The organism is Paractinoplanes aksuensis, assembly GCF_024137025.1.
Lineage (GTDB): Bacteria > Actinomycetota > Actinomycetes > Mycobacteriales > Micromonosporaceae > Actinoplanes > Actinoplanes aksuensis.
Genome location: NZ_JAMYJR010000030.1, coordinates 126,385 through 146,320, shown reverse-complemented (window position 1 = coordinate 146,320; position 19,936 = coordinate 126,385). Strand labels below are relative to the sequence as shown.

Below are 19,936 nucleotides of genomic sequence, written 5' to 3'. Positions count from 1 at the left end.
CGATGCCGGAACGCTATGTGTTGGTGCGCTGGCCGGACGGCGAAGCGCAGAGGATCTATTCGCCCTCGACCGTGGTCGAGGACTTCTTCGCCGTGGGGCAGCGGATGGCGGTCGGCGACTTCGTCGCGACCAGCCGGGCCGCGCTGACCGAGGCCGGCGAGCGGGTGCGCCGGGCGTACGGGTTCCCGTGCGGCAACGCCGCCCGCAGCCTCGCCTCGGTCGAGGCCCGGGCGGCCGCTCAGCCCGCCGGTGACGTCCTCGTCGAAGGGATCGAGCCGTGAGCCACGTGAGCGTCGCCGTGATCGGGGGCGGGCAGGCCGGGCTGGCGATGAGCTGGCACCTGCGGCAGAGCGGCACCGACCACGTGGTGCTGGAGCGGAACCGCGTCGGGCACGAGTGGCGCGACCGCCGCTGGGACTCGTTCTGCCTGGTCACGCCGAACTGGCAGTGCCGGTTGCCGGGCTACGCGTACAGCGGGGACGACCCGGACGGGTTCATGAGCGGGTCCGAAGTGGTCACTTTCCTGGAGAAGTACGCGGCCAGTTTCGACCCGCCGCTGCGCGAAGGCGTGTCGGTGAGCCGGCTACGCCGTACGGGAAACGCCTTTGAGCTTCTGACGAGCGACAGCCGGGTCACCGCCGACCAAGTGGTCGTCGCGACCGGCGGTTATCACCGGCCGGCTATGCCGAGGCTGGCCGAGAAGTTCCCGTCGGGTGTGGTGCAGGTGCACTCTTCGCAGTACCGCAACGCGGACCAGCTGCCCGACGGTGACGTGCTGGTGGTCGGCACCGGGCAGTCCGGGTGCCAGATCGCCGAGGATCTGCATCTGGCCGGGCGGCGTGTGCATCTCGCGGTCGGCAGCGCGCCCCGGGCCGCCCGTCGCTACCGGGGCCGGGACACGCTGGCCTGGCTCGAGGAGATGGGCCATTACGACAAGAGCGTGCACGATTTCGGCGATGCCGACGAGGTGCGGCTGCGGGCCAACCACTACATGACCGGACGCGGCGGCGGGCGCGACATCGATCTGCGCAGGTTCGCTCAGCAGGGGATGCAGCTTCATGGCCGTTTGCTGAGCGTTGACGGCGTTTCCTTGACGTTCGGCGACGATCTGGCGCGCAACTTGGACAACGCCGACGCGGTGGCCGAGGGGATCAAGAACGCCATTGACGCGTACGTCGACCGGGCGGGACTCGACGCGCCGGAGGAACCGCGGTACGAGCCGGTGTGGACGCCCGGCGTACCAGTGCCGGCGCTGCCGACCGAGCAGATCAGCAGCGTCGTCTGGGCCACCGGCTTCCACCGCGACCACCGCTGGATCGAGGTGCCGATCTTCGACGGCCGGGGCTACCCGACCCACGACCGCGGGGTCACGAGCTGCCCGGGGCTGTACTTCCTGGGTTTGCCATGGCAACACACCTGGGGTTCGGGCCGGTTCGCCGGGGTGGCCCGCGACGCCGAGCACCTGGCCGGTCGGATCACCCAGGCCCGGCGCCGGCGCGTCACCGACGGCGTGAGCTGGCTGGCCGGCACCCCGACGGAGACCTACCCCGACCTGGAGTGGGCGGCATGACCGACTGCACCGGAGTGAGCGAAGCGGTCGTAGGGCCAGGAGGGCATGCCCCAGGAGGCACAGCATGACCAACGACGCCCATCGCCATCTCGGCGTACTGCCGGCCTTTCCGTTCTACGGCGGGCCGCCGGTGAGTCCGGACGTGACCGCTCGCGCCACCATCGACGAGCTCATCCGGGACCTGGACCGGGAGAAGACCGAGCGCGCGCTGATCCTGCCCAATTACGGCGTGCCCGATCCCGACGTCGCGTTCGGCTTCAACGACCTGGTGGTCGAGGCGGCGGCGCGGGACGACCGGATCCGGTGCGGGCTGTGGGTCAGCGCGAAGGCCGACGATCACGCCCGTACGACGAAGGCCCTGAAACTCGCCGGCGAGCCGGGCGTAAAAGCGCTCAAGATCAGCTTCTTGCTGGGCGGGAGCATCGACGACCCCGGGCTCGAGCCGATCTTCGCCGCCGCCCGCGAGCACGACCTGGTCGTCCATGTGCACACCTCGCCCGGCGCCGCGTCCGACATCGACAAGGTCGGGCAACTGGTCGACCGCCACGGCGACGACGTGAAGATCCACCTGGTCCACTTCGGCGGCGGGATGAGCGGTCACATCAAGCTGATCGGCGGCCGCTTCTTCGACTGGATCGCCGCCGGCAAACAGGTCTACACCGACCTGTCGTGGGCCATCGGGTTCGCCCCGCGCTGGCTCGCGCAAGAGATCGACCATCGCGGGCTCGGCGCCGACCGGGTGCTGTTCGCGAGCGACGAACCGTGGGGCGACCACGCGGGCGAACTGGCCCGCCTCCAGGCCGCGGCGGCCGGGCGCGAGCTCAGCGACGCCGTATTCAAGACCAACTTCAACCAGCTGTACGCCTAGAAGGAGAACACCATGACCGACCTCACCGACCTCGAGCAGAAGAGCCTCAACGAGATCCCCCACCCGGCGCTGGCCGAGGGTTCCAGCATCTACGGCGGCACCAAGGTCTTCCCCGACTACAAGGCCGAGGAGGGGCAGAGCTACTTCACGCTCGTGCACGGCATCGCGCACGAGTCGTCGGTCAGCTTCGTCGCCGTGCTGCAGGCCACCCGCGCTCTGCGCAAGGGCTTCGAGGCGGCCATCTACTTCTACGGGCCGGGCTCGCTCAACTGCCTGGCCACCCGCGGCTTCCCGACCACCGGCACCAGCGCGTTCCCGGGCGAGCACAACATCAACAACTCGCTCAAGACGTTCATGGCCGAGGGCGGCAAGGTCTACTGCTGCCGGTTCGGGCTGTCGCTGCACGGCGCCCGCGAGGAGGACCTGATCGAGGGCGTCATCCCGACGCACCCGCTCGACGTGCAGGACGCGCTGATCCACTACGCCCGCAAGGGCGCGATCATCAACTCCACCTACCAGCTCTGATCCTCGTGTCTATCGACGTACGAGCCGACCTCGCCGTCCGCGGCGTGCGGGTGCCCACACCCGTGCGCCGCCCGGCGGGGGCCGGCCCCAGCGACGACGGCCACCTCGTGATCGACGGGGGCAATGCCGCCCTTCCGATCAACCCCCACAGCCCGTACGAGGTACGCGACAACAAGCTCTGGCTGGGCGAGTCCGACACGGGGTTGTCCCTGTCGGTCGTGCACCGCCCGCAGTTCTACGACCTCACCACATCCGACGGCATTCCGTACGAGAAAATTGCGCGTTTGCACGGCAAGAACGTGCTCGCGACGACAGTCGTGCAAACCTGCATCCGGTACGCCGAGGAGCAGCGCTGCCGGTTCTGCACTATCGAGGAGTCGCTGCGGGCCGGGGCGACCGTCGCCGCCAAGACACCGGCGCAACTGGCCGAGGTGGCCGAAGCGGCCGTACGCCTCGACGGCGTGACCCAGATGGTGATGACCACCGGCACCACCACCGGCCCCGACCGTGGCGCGCGCAACCTCGTGCGCTCGGTACGCGCCGTGCTGGAAGCCGTGCCCGGCCTGCCGATCCAGGTGCAGATCGAGCCGCCGGGCGACCTGGCCGTCCTCCGCGAGCTGCGGGAGGCGGGCGCGGTGTCGATCGGCATCCACGCCGAGGCCCTGGACGACGAGATCCGCCGGAAGTGGATGCCCGGCAAGGGTTCGGTGCCGATGGCCGAGTACGAGGCGGCCTGGGACTACGCGGTCGAAGTGTTCGGCCGCAATCAGGTCTCGACGTATCTGCTGATCGGCCTGGGTGAGGACCCGGACGAGCTGGTCGAGGGTTGTCGCAAGCTGATCGCCCGCGGCGTCTATCCGTTCGTCGTCCCTTTCCGCCCGATGGCGGGCACGCTGGCCCGGCGCGACGGGATCGCCGGCCCGGCGCCGTCGCTGGTACGAGACGTCTCGTCCCGCGTGGCGGCGCTGCTGCAGGCGGCCGGGATGCTCGGCGCCGACCAGTCCGCCGGCTGCGCCGCATGCGGAGCCTGCGGCGTCCTCCAGGCGGCCGGCGGATGACCCGCCACTCGCCGACGAGCAGCGACGCGCGGATGGGCGAGCGTGCGGGTCGCTCGCGTGACTTTGCCGGAGGTGCGGCGTGACTGAGCTTGTTCCGGCGTTGCTCGGGTCGCCGCGGTTTCTGATCGAGCCTGCGCGAACGCGCACCGACTACTACCGACTGCGCCGGAAAGTGTTCGTGGACGAGCAGAAACTGTTCGCGACGAGCGATCTGGACGATCGGGATGACGATTCGCGCACGATAGTGCTCGAGGCGCGCAGTCCGGACGGCAAACTGCTCGGGGGCGTGCGGCTGGGGCCGGCCACGGACGGGCCGGACATCGGGTGGTGGCAGGGCGGCCGGCTGGTGGTCGATCCCGCGGTGCGCGGCGCGCAGCGGATCGGGCCCGCGCTCATCCACGCCGCGTGTGCGGCGGCCGAGCAGGCGGGGGCGTTGCGGTTCGACGCCACCGTTCAGCTTCGGTTCCGTCGCATGTTCGAGCGGCTCGGGTGGGAGGCGGTGCGCGCGGTCACCGTGGCCGGACGGCCGCACCACCTGATGCGGTGGCCGATCGGGCGGATCGCCGCCCTGGCCGCGGCGACCAAGCACCCGCTGGGCGGGCTGCTCGACGGGCTCGCTCCGGGCGGCGCCGGGTTCGTCGGGGACGACGGAGCCCCCGTACCGGGAACGGATCTGATCGCCGCGTGCGACGCGATCCTGCCGTCGATGGTCGAACGCGACCCGGACTGGGCCGGGTGGTGCGCGGTTCTGGTCAATGTGAACGACCTGGCGGCCATGGGCGCGACGCCGGTCGGGCTGCTCAACTCGGTCGGTGCGCGCGACGCCGGCCACGCGGCCCGGATCCTCGGCGGGCTCAAGCGGGCGGCGGATGCGTACGGTATTCCGGTCCTGGGCGGTCACACACAGCTCGGGGTGCCGGCCGCACTCTCGGCGACGGCGCTCGGGCGGGCGGCGAACCCGGTGCCCGGCGGGGGCGGGCGGCCCGGTCATCGCGTACGGCTGACGGCTGATCTCGGTGGGGGCTGGCGACCCGGCTATCAGGGGCGGCAGTGGGATTCGACCAGTCGGCGGACCGGTGCCGAGCTGCGGCAGATGCAGGGGTACGTGGCGGCCACCCGACCCGCGGCGGCCAAGGACGTGTCGATGGCCGGGATCGTGGGGACGCTCGGCATGCTCACCGAGGCCAGCGGCTGCGGCGCCGTCCTGGACGTGGCCGCGGTGCCGCGTCCGGCCGCCGCGACGGTGGGCGACTGGCTGACCTGCTTCCCGGGCTTCGCCATGCTCACCACGGATGCGCCCGGGGCGGCGGCGAACGCGCGCGCGTCATCCGGACCTGCGACGGCGGCCGCCGATTCCGCCGCATCCACGTCGCCGGGGGCGGCGTCCTCAGGCCCGGCGGTCGGGGCGAACTGCGGCGAGTTGGTGGCAGGTGCGGGCGTACGCCTGCGCTGGCCCGACGGCGAACTCACCATCGCCTTGACCAGCGGCGTCACCGGCATGGGGACCGCGGCGTGAACAGCGCCACCGTGGAGCTGCGGCGCAAGCTGTTGCACGCAGGCGAAGGCGCGCGGCGCCACGGGCATGGGAACCGCAGCGTGAACAGCGCCCCCTGGAGCTGCGGCGCAAGCCACTGCACGCAGGCGGAGGCGCGCGACGTCACAGGAACGGACAGCGCGACGGTAACGGACATCGCAGGAGGTACAGCATGATCAAGGTGGCGACGGTCGCGGAGGCGTTCGACCGTGATCTCGAGGATGACTTCATCCGGGTCGAGAAGCTGGTCGAGGCGGCCCGGGCCGACGGCGTGCGGCTGCTGGCCCTGCCCGAAGCCTGCCTCGGCGGTTATCTGGCCGACCTGAACGGCCAGGCCGAACTGCCCCCGGCCCTGCGGCTGGACGGCCCCGAGATCGCGCGGCTCACCGACATCGCTGGCGAGATGGTCGTCTGCGCGGGCTACTGCGAGGACGCGGGCGACGGAACCCGGTACAACAGCGTGGTCTGTGTCGGCGAGGGCCGCGTGCTCGGCAACCACCGCAAGGTGCACCAGCCCTTGCGCGAGGACGCCAGCTACTCGTCGGGCGACTCGTTCGCCGCGTTCGACACGCCGGTCGGCCGGCTCGGGCTGATGATCTGTTACGACAAGGCCTTTCCGGAGTCGGCCCGCTCGCTGGCCCTGGACGGCGCCGAGATCATCGTGTGCGTCTCGGCCTGGCCGGGCAGCCGTACGAACGCCCCCGACGACCTGGCCGACGACCGGTGGACGCGGCGGTTCGATCTGTTCGACCGGGCCCGCGCCCTCGAGAACCAGGTCGTGTGGATCTCGGCCAATCAGGCCGGTCATTTCGGCTCGCTACGGTTCGTGTGCAGCGCCAAGATTGTCGACCCCGGCGGTGACGTCCTGGCCACTACCGGCTGTGCTCCCGGAATGGCGGTGGCCACCGTGGACGTGGCCGGCGCGCTGACCGACGCCCGCCGCTACATGGGCCACCTGCGCGACCGCCGGCCGGCCGCGTACGCCACCGCCTGATGCCGGCCATCCGGGTCGCCGCCGTCGCCGCCCACTTCGGCCGCGACCTCGACCACGACCTCGGCCGGATCGGCAAGCTGATCGGCGACGCCCGCGCGGCCGGCGTCGGCCTGCTCGTGCTGCCCGACGCCGCCCTCGGCGGCTACCTGGCCGACCTGCGGCACCCCGACCCGTCCGCGTTCCCGCCCGCGCTCAAACCCGACGACCCGCTGTTCGACCAGATCGCAGCGGCGGCCCGCGACATGGTCGTCTGCGTCGGTTTCTGCGAGGCCGACGGCGACGACCGCTACAACGCCGCGGTCTGCCTGACCGGCGACGGCGTGCTCGGCCGCCATCGCAAGGTGCACCTGCCCGCGGCCGAGGGCGTCATCTATCGCGCCGGCAACAGCTTCGCCTCGTTCGACACCCCGATGGGCCGGATCGGCATGCTGATCGACTACGACAAGACGTTCCCCGAGTCGGCCCGCACGCTCGCCGTCGACGGCGCCCAGATCGTGGCCTGCCTGTCCGCGTGGCCGGCCAGCCTCACCAACGCCGCGCCCAAGATGTCGCAGGACAGGCAGTCCCGCCTGTTCGACCTGTACGACTGCGCCCGAGCGGCCGAGAACCAGATCGTCGTGGTGTCGTCCAACCAGACCGGCGCGGCCGGCGGCATGCGCTTCCTCGGCCAGGCCAAGGTGGTCGGCCCGGCCGGGAACGTCCTGGCCCGTACGTGGGCCAAGGCCGGTCTGGCGGTGGCCGAGCTCGACGTCGAGGCGGAGATCGCCGGCGCCCGCCGCGTGCTCAGCCACCTGGGCGAACTGCGCCCGGAGGCCTACCGGTGAAAATAGCGCTGCTGACCTATTCGACCCGCCCGCGCGGCGGCGTCGTGCACACGCTCGCGCTGGCCGAGGCGCTCGCCGCGCTCGATCACGAGGTGACCGTGTGGACCCTCGGCCGCGGCGGCGGCTTCTTCCGTGCGGTCGACCCGCGGGTGCGCCTGGCCGTCGTGCCGTTCCCCGATCGCGCCGGCGAGAGCGTGGGCGCGCGCATCGTCCGCTCGATCGCGCTGCTGCGAGAGGCTTTCACCCCTTCCGCGTACGACATCGTGCACGCGCAAGACTGCATCAGTGCCAACGCCGTGGACCGTTGTGTGCGCACCGTGCACCACCTCGATCAGTTCACGACCCCGGAACTGATCGCCTGTCACGAACGAGCAATCATCCGCCCGTACGCCCATATCTGCGTGTCGTCGGCGGTCGCCACCGAACTGTCGGCCGGTTGGGGCTTGTCCCCCATGGTCATCCCCAACGGCGTCGACTACGAGCGTTTCGCCTCGGCCGTCCCACAGCGCGGCGAGCATCCGTACGTGTTGTCGGTGGGTGGCATCGAGCCGCGCAAGGGTTCGCTCGACCTGCTCGCCGCCTACGCGGAACTGCGCACGTCCCGCCCCGACCTGCGCCTGGTCATAGCCGGCGGCGAAACCCTGTTCGACTACCGCGACTATCGCGCCGCATGGGACCGACAGGCGGCCGCCCTCGACATCGCGCCCACGGTGCTCGGCCCGGTCGACCACGACAGCCTGCCTTCGCTGGTCGCCGGCGCAGCCGCCTTCGCGTTCCCGTCCACCAAGGAGGGCTTCGGCCTGGCCGCCATGGAGGCCTTGGCCGCCGGCGTCCCCGTCGTCGTCCGCGACCTGCCGGTGCTTCGCGAGGTCTTCGGGCCAGCCGTGCACTATGGCCACAACCCGTCCTCTCTGGCCGCGGCCCTGCTCGAGGCCGTGGGGGAACCCGACCCGCTCCGCCGCGACGGCGGCCGAGCCCTGGCTGCCGCCCACACTTGGGATTCTGCCGCCCGCCGGCATGTCGCGTTCTACGAATCGCTGTCGTCCCCTCACCTCACCGAGGCCTGACGGCCGGCCCCCGTCAGCAGGCGTGAGCACGGGACCGGTCCCGCGCTTGCTGGGGGAGTGAAGCGCGGGACCGGCCGCGGTCGAGTGTGATGGTGGTGACGATCCCGCGACCGAAGTTCGGACGAACTTGGACGGCCATTAACCTTTGGCGATGCCGCCGCCCCCGTTGCCCGACCCGGCCGGGGCCGGTTCCCTCGACGAGCTGGTCGAACGCCTGCGGTTGCTGAAGATCGAGGCGGGCGACCCGTCCTACGAGACGATCAAGGAGCGGGTCAACGCGGCCTGGTCCGCGGCCGGACGCAAGCCGGCCGACCTGGCCCGGCGCTCCACCGTCGCCCACGCGTTCCAGGCCGGTCGGCGGCGGATGAACACCGAGCTCGTCCTGGCCGTGGCGCGAGCCCTGCACCCCGACGAGGCCTACGTGGGACGGTGGCGCCTGGCCCTGCGGGCGGTGGCGGGCGAGATCGAGGCCGTCTCCCAGGTGCGGGTCCACGGCGAGCTCCCGCCCGACCTCCCCGGGTTCACCGGCCGTCGCCAGGAACTCGGTCGATTGTCAGCGGCCCGGGCCGCAGGGGTGGTCGCCCTCGAGGGGATGGCCGGTGTGGGCAAGACCCGGCTCGCCGTCCACGCCGCCCACCGGCTGCACGGGCACGAGCCGTTCGACCGGCTGCTCTTCGTCGACCTGCGCGGCTTCCACCCCGACGCCGAGCAGCCCCCGGCCGACCCGTCGGCCGTGCTCGACGGCTTCCTGCGGCTGCTCGGGGTGCCCGGCAGCCGTATCCCCAAGGGCCTGGACGCGCTCACCACGGCCTATCAAAAGCAGCTCATCGGCGTACGGGCCCTGGTCGTTCTCGACAACGCCGCCACCTCCGGCCAGGTACGCCCACTGCTGCCGACCGCTCCCGGCTGCGTCGCCCTGATCACCAGTCGCCGACACCTGACCGGGCTGCCCTCGGTCATCCATGTGCCGGTCGAGGTGTTCACGGCCGACGAAGCGGCGAGCTTCCTGTCCGGTGCGGTACCCGGCGTGCCGGTCGGCCCCGATCCGCGAGCGGTCGCCGTGATCGCCCAGCAGTGCGGCCACCTGCCCCTGGCCCTGACCCTGGTCGCCGGCCACATCACCACCAGCCCCGGCTGGACCCTGACCGACCACGCCGACCGCCTCAGCGAACGCCACCGCGACCGCCGCCTCGACTCCGACGTAGAGATCGCGCTCGACCTCTCCTACCGCCACCTGTCCCCCGCCGGCCAACGCGCGCTGCGGCTGGCCGCCCTGCACCCCGGCCCCGACTTCGACGCGTACGCCGTGGCCGCCCTGGCCCGGGCCGACCTCCCCACCGCCCGCACCTGGCTGGACCACCTGCGCACCGACCACCTGATCCACGAGCCCACCCCCGGCCGCTACACAGTGCACGACCTGGTACGCGCCTACGCCGCAACCCGAGCCCAGGACCAGGACCCCCCAGCCGAACGCCAGGCCGCCCTGACCCGCCTCCTCGACTACTACCTGACCGCGAGCGCCGCCGCCCACAACACCCTGCACCCACCACCCCGAGCGTCGGTCGCAGCCGCACCCACGCACGAACCGCTCCCCGCCGGACACGCCCGTGAACCCAGCCCGACCGCTGCGGCCGGCACCCCCGCGCCCGATCTGACCGATCCCGCCGCCGCGCTGACCTGGCTCGACACCGAACGCCCGGCCCTGGCCGCGATGGCGACCCACGCCACCGCACACGGCCGGCCCGACCTCGGCGCCCGGCTCGCCCGCCATCTCGATGGCGCCCCCGACGTCCTGGAGCAGCCCCCGACCCTCTTCTGACGACAGTCGCCCCGCCACCACGCCGAGCGAGACCGGCCGAGGCCGGCGAACTCCGATCGGCCCCGGCGGTCAGTCGCGGCTGAACACGAGACGGCGGTGGTGCGGGCGTCGTGGGGCGGGTCGCAGCAGTTCGGCCAGGGTGATCAGCTGTGCGGTGTCGGCGGCGAGATCCGGGCGGTCCGCCCCCATCGGTCAGATGGTGACGCTGGCGAACTGTTTGCCGGCGGTGTTGACGACTCGGACCGAGGCGACGTCCTCGGGGGCGACCAGGGCGCTGCCGTTCAGGGTGGTGCCGCCGGTTTCGCCGGCCGGCGAGACCAGCCAGCTGCCGGCCTGGGCGACGTAGCCGTCCTTGGCCACCACCTCGAGCACGCAGCGTTCGCCGGCCGGGATGCCCGCGACCGCGGCGTTGACCCGCACCCAGCCCGCGGCGGGGGCCACGGCCACCGTCATGCGGGTGCCGGTGGTGGGGTCGACCGCGGTCGCCGTGCGGGTGCCCGGAATGGTGGTGGGTTGCGAAGACGCGGTGGCTGTGGGCTGGGCCAACGGCGTCTCGGGGGCGGTGGTGCGCCCGGCCAGGACGCCGCCGCCGATCGCCACCGCCACGAGCACGGCGGCGGCCGAGGAGACCAGGGCCGTACGGCGGCGGTAGTGGGACGTCGACTCGGTGCGCACCTGACGCAGCGTGCGCTGCAACAGCAGGTCGCCGCCGTCGGGTGGACCTTCGAGCAGCATGGGCTCGGGCACTGCTTCCAGGGCGGCGCTCCACTCGCGCAGCGACTCGACCTCGTCGCGGCACTCGGCGCAGACGGCGAGATGCTCGTCGGTGGCCCGGCGCTGCTCGGGGGTCAGCGTGTCCAGCAGGTAGCCGGCGATGTCGGCGTGCTCGGCGGCGCTCATTGGGCCGTCCGTTTTGTCGCGGTCTCGTCGCACGCCTGGCCGTTGTTGAGGCACTTCACGACGCGGGCCATGACCGGGTCGGGCATCAGGTTGACCAGGAAGCCGTGGTCGGTGGCGGGGTCGTGGTCCTGGTCGTCGAACGCGTCGATCTGGTATCGGGTGCCGGGTGGTACCGCGTACGCCATGGTGATCTGGAGCCGCGGGACGGCGAACGTGCCGACCGGGCAGCCGCCGCCGGTGACCGGGAACACCACGTGCTGCCGGTGGTTGACGCTGTCGATCTGGCGGCCGTCCCAGCAGCTCGGGAAGTCGAAGATCCGCACCACGGCAGCACCGTCGTCGCAGAGCGGATACTTCATGGTCTGCCTTTCGGGTGCGTCGGAGCAGGTCCACCGGCTGCGGGCGAGCGCGCCGCCGTTCGTGTGAGCGTAAGCGTCACCGACGGCCGCGCGCAGCAGTCGCGGCATCGGCAGCACCGGCCCGAGCGGGTTGCCGTGGTAGGTCATGGTCAGCGAGATCGGCACCTGAACCGGCCCGCCGTGTTCATTGTCGCTCGGCCCGGCAAGTCGCAGCACGGCCCAGTAGTAGGTCGAGGCGTCACCGTTGGAGCAAGTTGTCGGTTTTCCCGCCAGATCGGCCACCGTCGAGTCGACCTGGACGCCCAGGTTCCCGATGTAGTCGTGCAGGTGATGCACCGGCCCCGGTCTACCCGGCGTGACCACGATGTTCGCCGTGTTGCGGTGCCCCCGCTCGTTGCGTCCGCAGTCCCACGCGTACGACCCGGTGGACGCCCCCGCCACCGGCCGGACCGCGGCCGGCACGGCCTCGGCGTCGTCCATCGTCGTGTAGTACGGCCCCCAGGAGTTCCGGACGAAGTAGATCGCGGCCGCACTGACCAGCAGCACCACGGCCAGCACCGCTTCGACAGCGATCACCCGCCGCGCCGAGGCCATCGACATGCCTCGACGATACCCAGACCGGCTCCCCCGCGGGCCGCCGCGCCGTGAGTGAACGGCGCGGCGGCGACGGCCGTCACGGCAGGGCGCGCGGACCTTCGAGGGTGTCGATGAACTCGTGCGGACTGTGCAGATCGGACTTTCCGCGGTCGGCCTGCGCCTCAGCGGCCATGGCCTTGGCGGCCGAGTTCGGGTCGACCCCGGCCTTCTTGGCGGCCGCGACGACCTTGCCGTAGGCCGAGTCGGCCAGCGCGTACGCCGCCCGGTACTCGTGCTTCGCGAAGGCCGCCTTGGACAGGCCGAGCAGCGCGTCGGCCTTGGTCAGGTCGCCCCGCACCTTGCCCGCCTTACCGGCCGGAACGGTGGCGGCGAGCCGGTTGGCCGCCTCCCAGTACGCGGCGGTCAGGAAGCGGTCGCTGTTGTCGCGGTCGAACTGCGAGAAGTCCCAGTTGACGTCGATGTAGCTCATCATCGAGTTGCTCTCGTCGCCCACCCAGACGAAGAAGGTGGCTCCCGAGGGCCCGTAGTCGGTCCCGGTCTCGCTGTCGTACCCGTCGTGCGGATGCGACAGACCCAGATGGTGACCGACCTCGTGGATGGTCGTCGTGCTCAGCCCGTAGCCGCTCTCGACGATGCTCTGGGAGAGGAAGTTGAACACGTACGACTGGTCGCCGGTGGCCCAGTCGTCGTCGGCGAAGCCGAGCAGCGACGGATCGACGTCCGGCGGGAGCACGTAGTTGAAGACGGGCAGCTCGTAGTCGACCTTGCGACCGTCGTCCTTGGTGCGGGCCAGGTTGTCGCGGTTGTAGAGGAACAGGTTGGCGTCCGACGGCAGGCCGCTGTCGGGATAGCAGCTCACGCCGGCCTCGAACCCGTCGTAGCACTGGCGGTTCTTGGTGTCGAGGGCGAAGTCCTGGTTGTCGTAGTCGAGCTTGTTGCGCCAGCGCAGCTCGGAAAGCTCGTCGACGACCAGCCTCGGCGTCATGTACTGCCGCGAGGCGTCGACACCCGGCCAGCCCTCGTACGTGTTGCTGTCGATGTTGATCGACCGCGGGGGCTCGGCCGTCGGCAGCTCGACCGGGTAGAGCGGGGAGGTCGTCATCAGCAGGTTGAGCGCCACGTAACGAGTGATCTTGCCGAGGTCGCCGGCCAGAGCGCCCGGTGCGCGGAAGCCGCCCGCCCGGTACTCCCAGATCGGCGGCATGCGGTAGTCGGGCTCGTCGTCCCCGTCGACGTCGGGGTTGGTGACGTCGTAGTTCACCGTCTTGGCCTCGGGCCCGGCCGACAGGTCGTGGAACCAGACCCGGCGGGTGGCGCCCAGACCGTTCTCCTCGTCGTCGGCCGTGGTGCCACCCCAGGCGATCATCTTGCGGCTCTCGCGGTTGGCGCCGAAGTCGTAGCCGGTGTCAGGGTCGGGCTCGCCGGTCTTGGTGTACACGTGGAACTTGAAGTCGGCCCGCCCGTACCAGTTGATGAAGAAGACGGTGTTGCGCCGGGTGTCCACACCGGCCGGTGGGTGGAAGGCCAGCCACTTCTCGACGCTGGGGCCGTCGATCGTGTGGTTGGCGGTGACGTCGAGAACGCCCTCGGGCTGCGCGTTGTAGGCCGTCTGGTACTGCGTCAGCGGGGCCGGCTTGGCCAGCTTCGAGAGCTGTTGGAAGAACTTGTCCTCGTACGCACGATCGGTGTATTTGAGCTTGTAGTCATATTTGTAGGTGATGCCGAGCTTTTCGACCACGTCGTAGGAGAGCCGCGACCGGACCACCGGCTCGTATTTCTTGGCGAGCTCGCCCGTGAAGGCCGCCTTACCGACCTGGCCCGGCTCGTAGCCGAGGAACACGACATTGACCGGCACCGTCTCGGTCAGTCTGGGCTGACCGCCCGGATTCAGGAAGTGATAACGGTATGCGGGAGCCGCGGCCCCGGACGGGGTGGCGGACGCCCCGACCAGTGCGGCGACCATCAATGCGATGAAGGCGCCTCTCCGTCTCATGCGGACACGTAACCATCGCCGACGGCCGATGGGAAGGCCCTGTGAACAGACGGGCTCCGGACCGGCCGCCGGGAACCCGGCTCCCCGAACAGGGCATTTCTGTCACTCGATAGGTGGACAGGCCGCCGGACGCCCGCCCCGGCCGCTATAAACCCATGACGTACGCGCATCCCGCACCGCCCGAGGAGGTTGCCGTCATGGGGGCGCCCGAGCCCGTCCCGGCCACCGCACAGCCCACCGTGCCCGTTCCCCGGCCCGGTGACGACGACCCGCCCGACGGCCGGTCCCTCGGGGCCCGGCTGCGCCGGCAGCAGGCCGACGAGGCCGCACGGGACGTGCCCCGCCAGCGCGAGCCGGCGCCGGTTCCGGTCGACGTCGGTGCGGCCATCGAGTCGCTGGGTGACGAGAATCCCGCGGCGGCCCAGCTGCTCTGCCTGTGCGCTGTGCTGCACGAGGCGCCGGTGCCGGTCGACGTGTTCACCCGGTCGCTGCGCCGGCTGCCGCGGCCGCTCGGCGGGGTCGCCCCGATGCAGTTCAACGGCCTGGTGGCGGCCCTGATCGAGCCCGGCCTGGCCCGGCGCGGCCCCGACGGCCTGTTGATTCCCGATTCCGTACGGACGGCAGTGTGCGACGACCTGGGCCGCGCGGCCACCGAGGTCTGCCGGGCGTACGCCGGTGAACTGGTCGCCGCGGCCGTTCCCGACGACGTCGAGGCCTCGGCGACCTGGTCCCGCTGGGCCGCCTTGGCCCCGCACCTGATCGCCTCGGACGCTGCCCACAGCACCGACGAGGCACTACGCACCGCCGCCTGCCGTCTGGTCGAGAGCCTGCTGCACCGGGGCAAGGCCCGTCCCGCTCGCACCATCGCCGCCGAACTGCACAAAGGCTGGCGCGACGTGCTCGGCTCGGACCACCCCGACACCCTGCGCTGCGCCCACGAGTTGTCCCGCGCGCTGATCGCCGCGGGCGCCCTGCTCCCCGCCCGCAAGCTGCTCGACGACACGGTCGACCGCCTGGTCGGCGCCCTCGGTGCGAGCCACCCCCGGACCCGGGCGGCCGCCGAGACCCGCCGCGGCGTCCTGATCCGGATGGGCGGCATGCCCCGCCCCGACGGCCCCCGCGGCAAGGCTGCCCACCGCCGCCGAAAACAGTCCTGAGCGGCTCAGCCGCGACCGGTGGGCGTGGACTCGGCCGGCTTCAGGTCGCGGCGCAGCCAGAGGGCCGCGATCCCGCCGGCCGGCAGCAGGAGCCAGCACGAGATCAGACGGTAGATGAGCACCGCGGCGGCAGCGGTGACGGCGGTGGCTCCGGCCGCGGTCAGGCCGGCGACCAGGGCTGTGTCGATCACGCCGACGCCGCCCGGGGTCAGCGGGACCTGGCGGACGATCTGTACGCCCAGATAGATGCCGGCCAGGGTGGTGATGCCGACCGGCAACCCGACGGCCCGGCAGGCGGCAACCAGGCACAGCAGGTCGGTGAGCCAGTTGACGGCGTAGTGGAGCACCCCGACCACCCACTCGCGGGCGCGCAGGGCGGCCCCGGCCTGCCAGGCCTCGCGGGCCGAGGCGAGCACGCGGCGCACGAGGGCCTGCGGGCGTTCGGACCCGGACTCGACCGGCCGGCGCATCAGCCGGCGGCCGCCGACGACCGCCCCCGCCGTCAGGGTGACCAGACCACCGATCACGATCAGCGGCTCCGGCCCGGCCAGCAGGCCCGGATCGCGGGTCAGCACGGCCGCGCCGCCGGCCACGTAGAGCAGGGCCAGCCCGCCGATCGAGGCCAGCCCGGAGACGATCATCGAGGCGGCCGCGATCTCTTTGGAGGCGCCGGCCCGCACGTACTGCCGGCCCGCGTAGCCGGCCGAGACCGCGGAGCCGACCGGCATCGAGATCGAGATCGCGGTCCGGGACATGGTCACGGCCATGGTGAAGCGCGCTCCCAGCCGTACGCCGAAAGCCTGGAAGATCTGCCGCTGCTGCCGGGCGTCCGCACGCCCGCGGGCCTTCGCAGCTCAGGTCGGGTACGAGGCACGTCGTGATCCTGGCAAACGCGATCAACCTCGGCCACTTACTGTGATGTTCGAGTCACGAACACTGGCCGAACACTCACAGCCCCGGGCGCTGACCCCGGCCGGTCAGCACTCGATGACGTTGACGGCCAGGCCGCCGCGGGCGGTTTCCTTGTATTTGACCTTCATGTCGGCCCCGGTCTCCTTCATGGTCTTGATGACCTTGTCGAGGGAGACGTGGTGGCGGCCGTCGCCGCGCAGGGCCATGCGAGCCGCCGTGACCGCCTTGACCGCGGCCATGCCGTTGCGCTCGATGCACGGGATCTGCACCAGGCCGCCGACCGGGTCGCAGGTCAGGCCCAGGTTGTGTTCCATGCCGATCTCGGCCGCGTTCTCGACCTGCTCGGGGGTGCCGCCCAGCACCTCGGCCAGTCCGGCCGCGGCCATCGCGCAGGCCGAGCCGACCTCGCCCTGACAGCCGACCTCGGCCCCCGAGATCGAGGCGTTCTCCTTGAACAGCAGGCCGATCGCGCCCGCCGCCAGCAGGAAGCGCACCACTCCCTCGTCGTCGGCGCCGGGCACGAACCGCAGGTAGTAGTGCAAGACGGCCGGGATGATGCCGGCCGCGCCGTTGGTGGGCGCGGTCACGACCCGGCCGCCGGCCGCGTTCTCCTCGTTCACGGCCATGGCGTACGCGGTGAGCCACTCCATCGCGTGCTCCGGAGCGCGCCCGGCCGCCCGCAACTGCCGGGCCGTGGCCGCCGCCCGCCGGCGCACCTTGAGCCCGCCCGGCAGCACGCCCTCGGCATCGAGCCCGGCCGCCACGCACTCCTGCATGACCCGCCAGATGTTCAGCAGCCCCGACCGCACCTCGTCGGGCGAGCGCCAGGCCGTCTCGTTCTCGAGCATCAGCCGCGAGATCGACAACCCGGTCGACGTCGTCAGGGCCAGCAGATCATCACCGCTCGCGAACGAATGGGTCAGTTCGACGGCCGCCGGCCGCAGCACGCCGCCCTCCGAGATGACGAATCCGCCGCCGACCGAGTAGTACGTCTTGCTCAAGATCGACGCGCCCGAAGGGTCGAGGGCGGTGAACGTCATGCCGTTGGGGTGGCCCGGGAGCGTGCGCCGCCGGTGCAGCACCACGTCGACCTCGACGTCCGTGCCGCAGGGCAGCGTCAGCAGGCCTCGGCTGTTGATCTCAGCGGCCCGATCGTCGGCCGCCGCGACATCCACCGTCTCCGGGTCCGAGCCCTCGAGCCCGAGCAGCACCGCCTTCGGGGTGCCGTGTCCGTGCCCGGTCGCACCCAGCGAGCCGAACAGCTCGGCCCGCACCGAGGCGGTCCGGTCGTCCAGCTTGCGGGCGAACATGGCGGCCGCGCGCATCGGGCCGACGGTGTGCGAGCTGGACGGGCCGATACCCACGGAGAACAGGTCGAAAACGGACACAGCCATGCGGAAGCTCCTTCGAGAGGTGGCTCCCTCGCTCTGTCATGGGGCCTGAGAGCTTCATCGGCACGCCGAGCACCGATTTGCACCTTGGGCGCGGGCCAGTAGACCCGGCTTTCCAGAGTTGCCTGACCATCGCGGTACGGATGCCTGAGAGATTCTGAGGGAGAAGTTGCTCCTTCGGCGCCCCGCGGAAGGCGGAGACTCTCCCGCGGCGGTCAAGTGGCTGTTCAGTTGTGTGACGAAAGCTATCGACGTCCCGGTGAACGGGTCAAGATCGCGTGCGGAAGCGGGGCCCGAAGACCCCGCTTCCATCAGGTTAACGCGTCAGCAGCGGCCGAGGTCCTGCCACTGCTCGGTCCAGCCCGGTTCCGAGCCCTGGGTCCAGTAGCGGGCGCGCCACAGGTGCACGCCGTCACCGGACTTGGGCCCGCTCGGGTCGCCGAACTTGCTCTTCTCGTGCTTCACCAGGTTGCCGCCGGTGTAAACCGACGAGAAGGCCCAGTTCGGCGCGTCGCTGCAGCCGGTGCCCGGCGGCGGCGTGGTGGGCGGGGTCGTCGGAGGTGTCGTGGGCGGGGTGGTCGGTGGCGTCGTCGGTGGGTTGTTCGTGCACCCGCCGGTCGAGGCCACCGTGTCGACGAACGTGCTGCCCGCCGTCCGGTAACCGCCGGTCCGCGAGGTCACCTGGGCCGGCGACAGCACCTGGTTCTTGGCGAACAACACCCAGTCGACCTGCTGGATGTAGGTCGAGAGCCCACCCGTGTGGGTGGCCGTGTCGATGAACCACAGGTTCCAGTTGATGGTCATCGTCTGGCGCGGGAAGAACTTGCCACCGTGATCGCCGACCTGCACGCCGTCGATGTAGTAGACGACGTGCCCGTTGGCCACCTGGGCCACCAGGTCGTGCCACCCGTCCAGCGAGCTCCGCTGCTCGGAATGCAGGTTGTCGGCGTACCAAGGCTCGTTGCGATAGGTGTACCAGGTCGTCTGGTAGTTGATCGGGCCCTGCTCGCCCCACCCGCCGTTGGGCAGGTATTCGCTGATGTCGAGCTCGCTGTAGGTGGGGTCGAGGTCGCCGTTGAGCGGGCTGATCGTGAAGAACGTCTGGTTGATGTGGTCGCCGTCGTTGCCGCTGACCGGCGTGTCGGTGAAACGGACCCGGCTGGCGTAGGTGCCCTCCAGGTAGCGCTTCTGGGTCGAATAGAGCTCGGCGTGATTGGTGCCGGCCGCGGTGCCGTCGGTCGAGGCGGTCAACTGCATGACCTTCTGACCGTTGTTGGTGGGGAACGAGATGCTGGACGGCGACCAGTTGGCCCCGGGGACACCCGGGCCGCCCTGGTAGCTGCGGGGTGTCCAGCCGTTGGCGGTCAGTGCGGGGTCGGACGACGAGCTGTAGCTGAAGTCGTCGAACAGGTAGCCGCAGTCGGCGGCCGAGGCGGATTCCGAGGCCAGGGCAACGGCGCCCACCCCGGAAAGCGCGGCCACCAACAAGGCGGCGAATTTACGTCTGTCGATTCTCACGAGCAGACTCCTCCCACGATCAATAAGAGGGGACGAGGGGGAACTACTTGACCGCGCCGGCGGTCATTCCGGCGCGGATGTGCCGTTGGAACGCGACATAGGCGATGAGCACCGGCAGCATGGCAATGGTCAAGCCGGCGAACAGGCCGCTCCAGTCGCTGCGATACCCCTGGCTGACCGACAGGGCGGCCAGACCCTGCGCCAGGACGTACCGGTCCGGGTCGGGGTTGAGAACCAGCGGCAGCAGATACTGGTTCCAGAGCCCGAGGAAATTGAAGATGCCGACCGCGACCAGGCCCGGCCGGGCCAGCGGCAGCATGACTCGGAAGAAGACGGCGCCGTGCGAGCAGCCGTCGAGGAACGCGGCCTCGGCGATCTCACTCGGCAGCGTACGGAAGAACGAATGCAGAAAGAAAACCGTGAAAGGCACGGCGTACGCGGTGTAGACGAGGATCAGTCCGGCGTAGGTGCCCAGCAGGCCCAGTTGCTGCACCACGAAGAACAATGGCACCAGCGCCAGAAAAACGGGGAAGAACATGGCCGCGACGAACGTGTAATAGATCGCCCGGTTGCCGCGAAATTCATAACGGGCCAGCGCGTACGCCACCAGGGAACCCAGCAGCATCGTGAGCACGAGGGCCGAGCCGACGACGATCAGACTGTTGAGGAAATAGCGCCCGATGCTGGCCGCCGTCCAGGCCCGCGCCCAGTTGTCCCACTGCGGCGACGCGGGCAGCGACCACGGCGAGTTCAAGATCTCGTCGTCCGTCTTGAACGAGCTGATCACAGCCCACAGCAGCGGCAACGCCGTCACCACGGCCCAGCAGAACATCGCCAGACCCGGAAGAGG

Annotated in this window: 18 protein-coding genes and 2 riboswitches; of the genes, 11 read left to right on the top strand and 7 right to left on the bottom strand. The window is 71.0% G+C overall.

Features of this window, described 5'->3' with window-relative positions:
- Nucleotides 1-2: 2 nt before the first annotated feature.
- From M1L60_RS27490 to M1L60_RS47210, 10 genes are all read left to right on the top strand, one after another.
- Nucleotides 3-281: an MSMEG_0570 family nitrogen starvation response protein gene (locus M1L60_RS27490; protein ID WP_253240420.1), complete on the top strand. Its 279-nt coding sequence runs from the start codon at nt 3-5 to the stop codon at nt 279-281.
- Entirely contained in the window at nt 278-1,570 is a 1,293-nt protein-coding gene (locus M1L60_RS27485) for an MSMEG_0569 family flavin-dependent oxidoreductase (protein ID WP_253240419.1), read from the top strand. The genes M1L60_RS27490 and M1L60_RS27485 overlap by 4 nt, the downstream gene beginning before the upstream one ends.
- Nucleotides 1,571-1,634: 64 nt before the next feature.
- Nucleotides 1,635-2,438 (top strand): amidohydrolase family protein, encoded by an 804-nt coding sequence (locus tag M1L60_RS27480; RefSeq protein ID WP_253240418.1) that lies wholly within the window; start codon nt 1,635-1,637, stop codon nt 2,436-2,438.
- A 12-nt stretch (nt 2,439-2,450) separates the two neighbouring features.
- Complete coding sequence (locus M1L60_RS27475) at nt 2,451-2,963, top strand: MSMEG_0572/Sll0783 family nitrogen starvation response protein (RefSeq protein ID WP_184950449.1); 513 nt, start codon at nt 2,451-2,453, stop codon at nt 2,961-2,963.
- Between the two features lie 5 nt (nt 2,964-2,968).
- Entirely contained in the window at nt 2,969-4,021 is a 1,053-nt protein-coding gene (locus M1L60_RS27470; RefSeq protein WP_253240417.1) for an MSMEG_0568 family radical SAM protein, read from the top strand.
- A gap of 79 nt (nt 4,022-4,100) precedes the next feature.
- Nucleotides 4,101-5,537, top strand: coding sequence for an MSMEG_0567/sll0787 family protein (locus M1L60_RS27465; protein WP_253240416.1), 1,437 nt, complete (start codon nt 4,101-4,103; stop codon nt 5,535-5,537).
- Between the two features lie 190 nt (nt 5,538-5,727).
- Entirely contained in the window at nt 5,728-6,549 is an 822-nt protein-coding gene (locus tag M1L60_RS27460) for a carbon-nitrogen hydrolase family protein (protein ID WP_253240415.1), read from the top strand.
- On the top strand, nt 6,549-7,373 hold the full coding sequence (locus M1L60_RS27455; RefSeq protein ID WP_253240414.1) for a carbon-nitrogen hydrolase family protein: 825 nt from the start codon (nt 6,549-6,551) through the stop codon (nt 7,371-7,373). The genes M1L60_RS27460 and M1L60_RS27455 overlap by 1 nt, the downstream gene beginning before the upstream one ends.
- On the top strand, nt 7,370-8,440 hold the full coding sequence (locus M1L60_RS27450) for an MSMEG_0565 family glycosyltransferase (RefSeq protein WP_253240413.1): 1,071 nt from the start codon (nt 7,370-7,372) through the stop codon (nt 8,438-8,440). The genes M1L60_RS27455 and M1L60_RS27450 overlap by 4 nt, the downstream gene beginning before the upstream one ends.
- Before the next feature lie 151 nt (nt 8,441-8,591).
- On the top strand, nt 8,592-10,259 hold the full coding sequence (locus tag M1L60_RS47210) for an NB-ARC domain-containing protein (RefSeq protein ID WP_256517154.1): 1,668 nt from the start codon (nt 8,592-8,594) through the stop codon (nt 10,257-10,259).
- A gap of 192 nt (nt 10,260-10,451) precedes the next feature.
- Here the strand turns inward: M1L60_RS47210 and M1L60_RS27435 are convergent, their stop codons facing one another.
- The 3 genes from M1L60_RS27435 to M1L60_RS27425 form a co-directional block, all read right to left on the bottom strand.
- On the bottom strand, nt 10,452-11,159 hold the full coding sequence (locus M1L60_RS27435) for an anti-sigma factor family protein (RefSeq protein WP_253240412.1): 708 nt from the start codon (nt 11,157-11,159) through the stop codon (nt 10,452-10,454).
- Nucleotides 11,156-12,118, bottom strand: a complete 963-nt coding sequence (locus M1L60_RS27430; RefSeq protein WP_253240411.1) for a DUF1996 domain-containing protein — start codon at nt 12,116-12,118, stop codon at nt 11,156-11,158. The genes M1L60_RS27435 and M1L60_RS27430 overlap by 4 nt, the downstream gene beginning before the upstream one ends.
- A gap of 73 nt (nt 12,119-12,191) precedes the next feature.
- Nucleotides 12,192-14,108: a zinc metalloprotease gene (locus M1L60_RS27425; RefSeq protein ID WP_253240410.1), complete on the bottom strand. Its 1,917-nt coding sequence runs from the start codon at nt 14,106-14,108 to the stop codon at nt 12,192-12,194.
- 155 nt (nt 14,109-14,263) lie between these two features.
- Here M1L60_RS27425 and M1L60_RS27420 point away from each other — a divergent pair, with 155 nt between their 5' ends.
- Complete coding sequence (locus M1L60_RS27420; protein WP_253240409.1) at nt 14,264-15,265, top strand: tetratricopeptide repeat protein; 1,002 nt, start codon at nt 14,264-14,266, stop codon at nt 15,263-15,265.
- A gap of 5 nt (nt 15,266-15,270) precedes the next feature.
- On the opposite strand, the gene M1L60_RS27415 is transcribed toward M1L60_RS27420, so the two are convergent.
- The 4 genes from M1L60_RS27415 to M1L60_RS27400 form a co-directional block, all read right to left on the bottom strand.
- Nucleotides 15,271-16,074: a lysylphosphatidylglycerol synthase transmembrane domain-containing protein gene (locus tag M1L60_RS27415; protein WP_308208548.1), complete on the bottom strand. Its 804-nt coding sequence runs from the start codon at nt 16,072-16,074 to the stop codon at nt 15,271-15,273.
- Between the two features lie 168 nt (nt 16,075-16,242).
- On the bottom strand, nt 16,243-17,571 hold the full coding sequence (locus M1L60_RS27410) for an L-serine ammonia-lyase (RefSeq protein ID WP_253240408.1): 1,329 nt from the start codon (nt 17,569-17,571) through the stop codon (nt 16,243-16,245).
- 23 nt (nt 17,572-17,594) lie between these two features.
- Nucleotides 17,595-17,693, bottom strand: a riboswitch (glycine riboswitch).
- A riboswitch (glycine riboswitch) is annotated at nt 17,694-17,787 on the bottom strand.
- A 105-nt stretch (nt 17,788-17,892) separates the two neighbouring features.
- Nucleotides 17,893-19,086: a glycoside hydrolase family 16 protein gene (locus tag M1L60_RS27405; RefSeq protein WP_253240407.1), complete on the bottom strand. Its 1,194-nt coding sequence runs from the start codon at nt 19,084-19,086 to the stop codon at nt 17,893-17,895.
- 43 nt (nt 19,087-19,129) lie between these two features.
- Entirely contained in the window at nt 19,130-19,918 is a 789-nt protein-coding gene (locus M1L60_RS27400; protein ID WP_253240406.1) for a carbohydrate ABC transporter permease, read from the bottom strand.
- Nucleotides 19,919-19,936 lie beyond the last annotated feature (18 nt).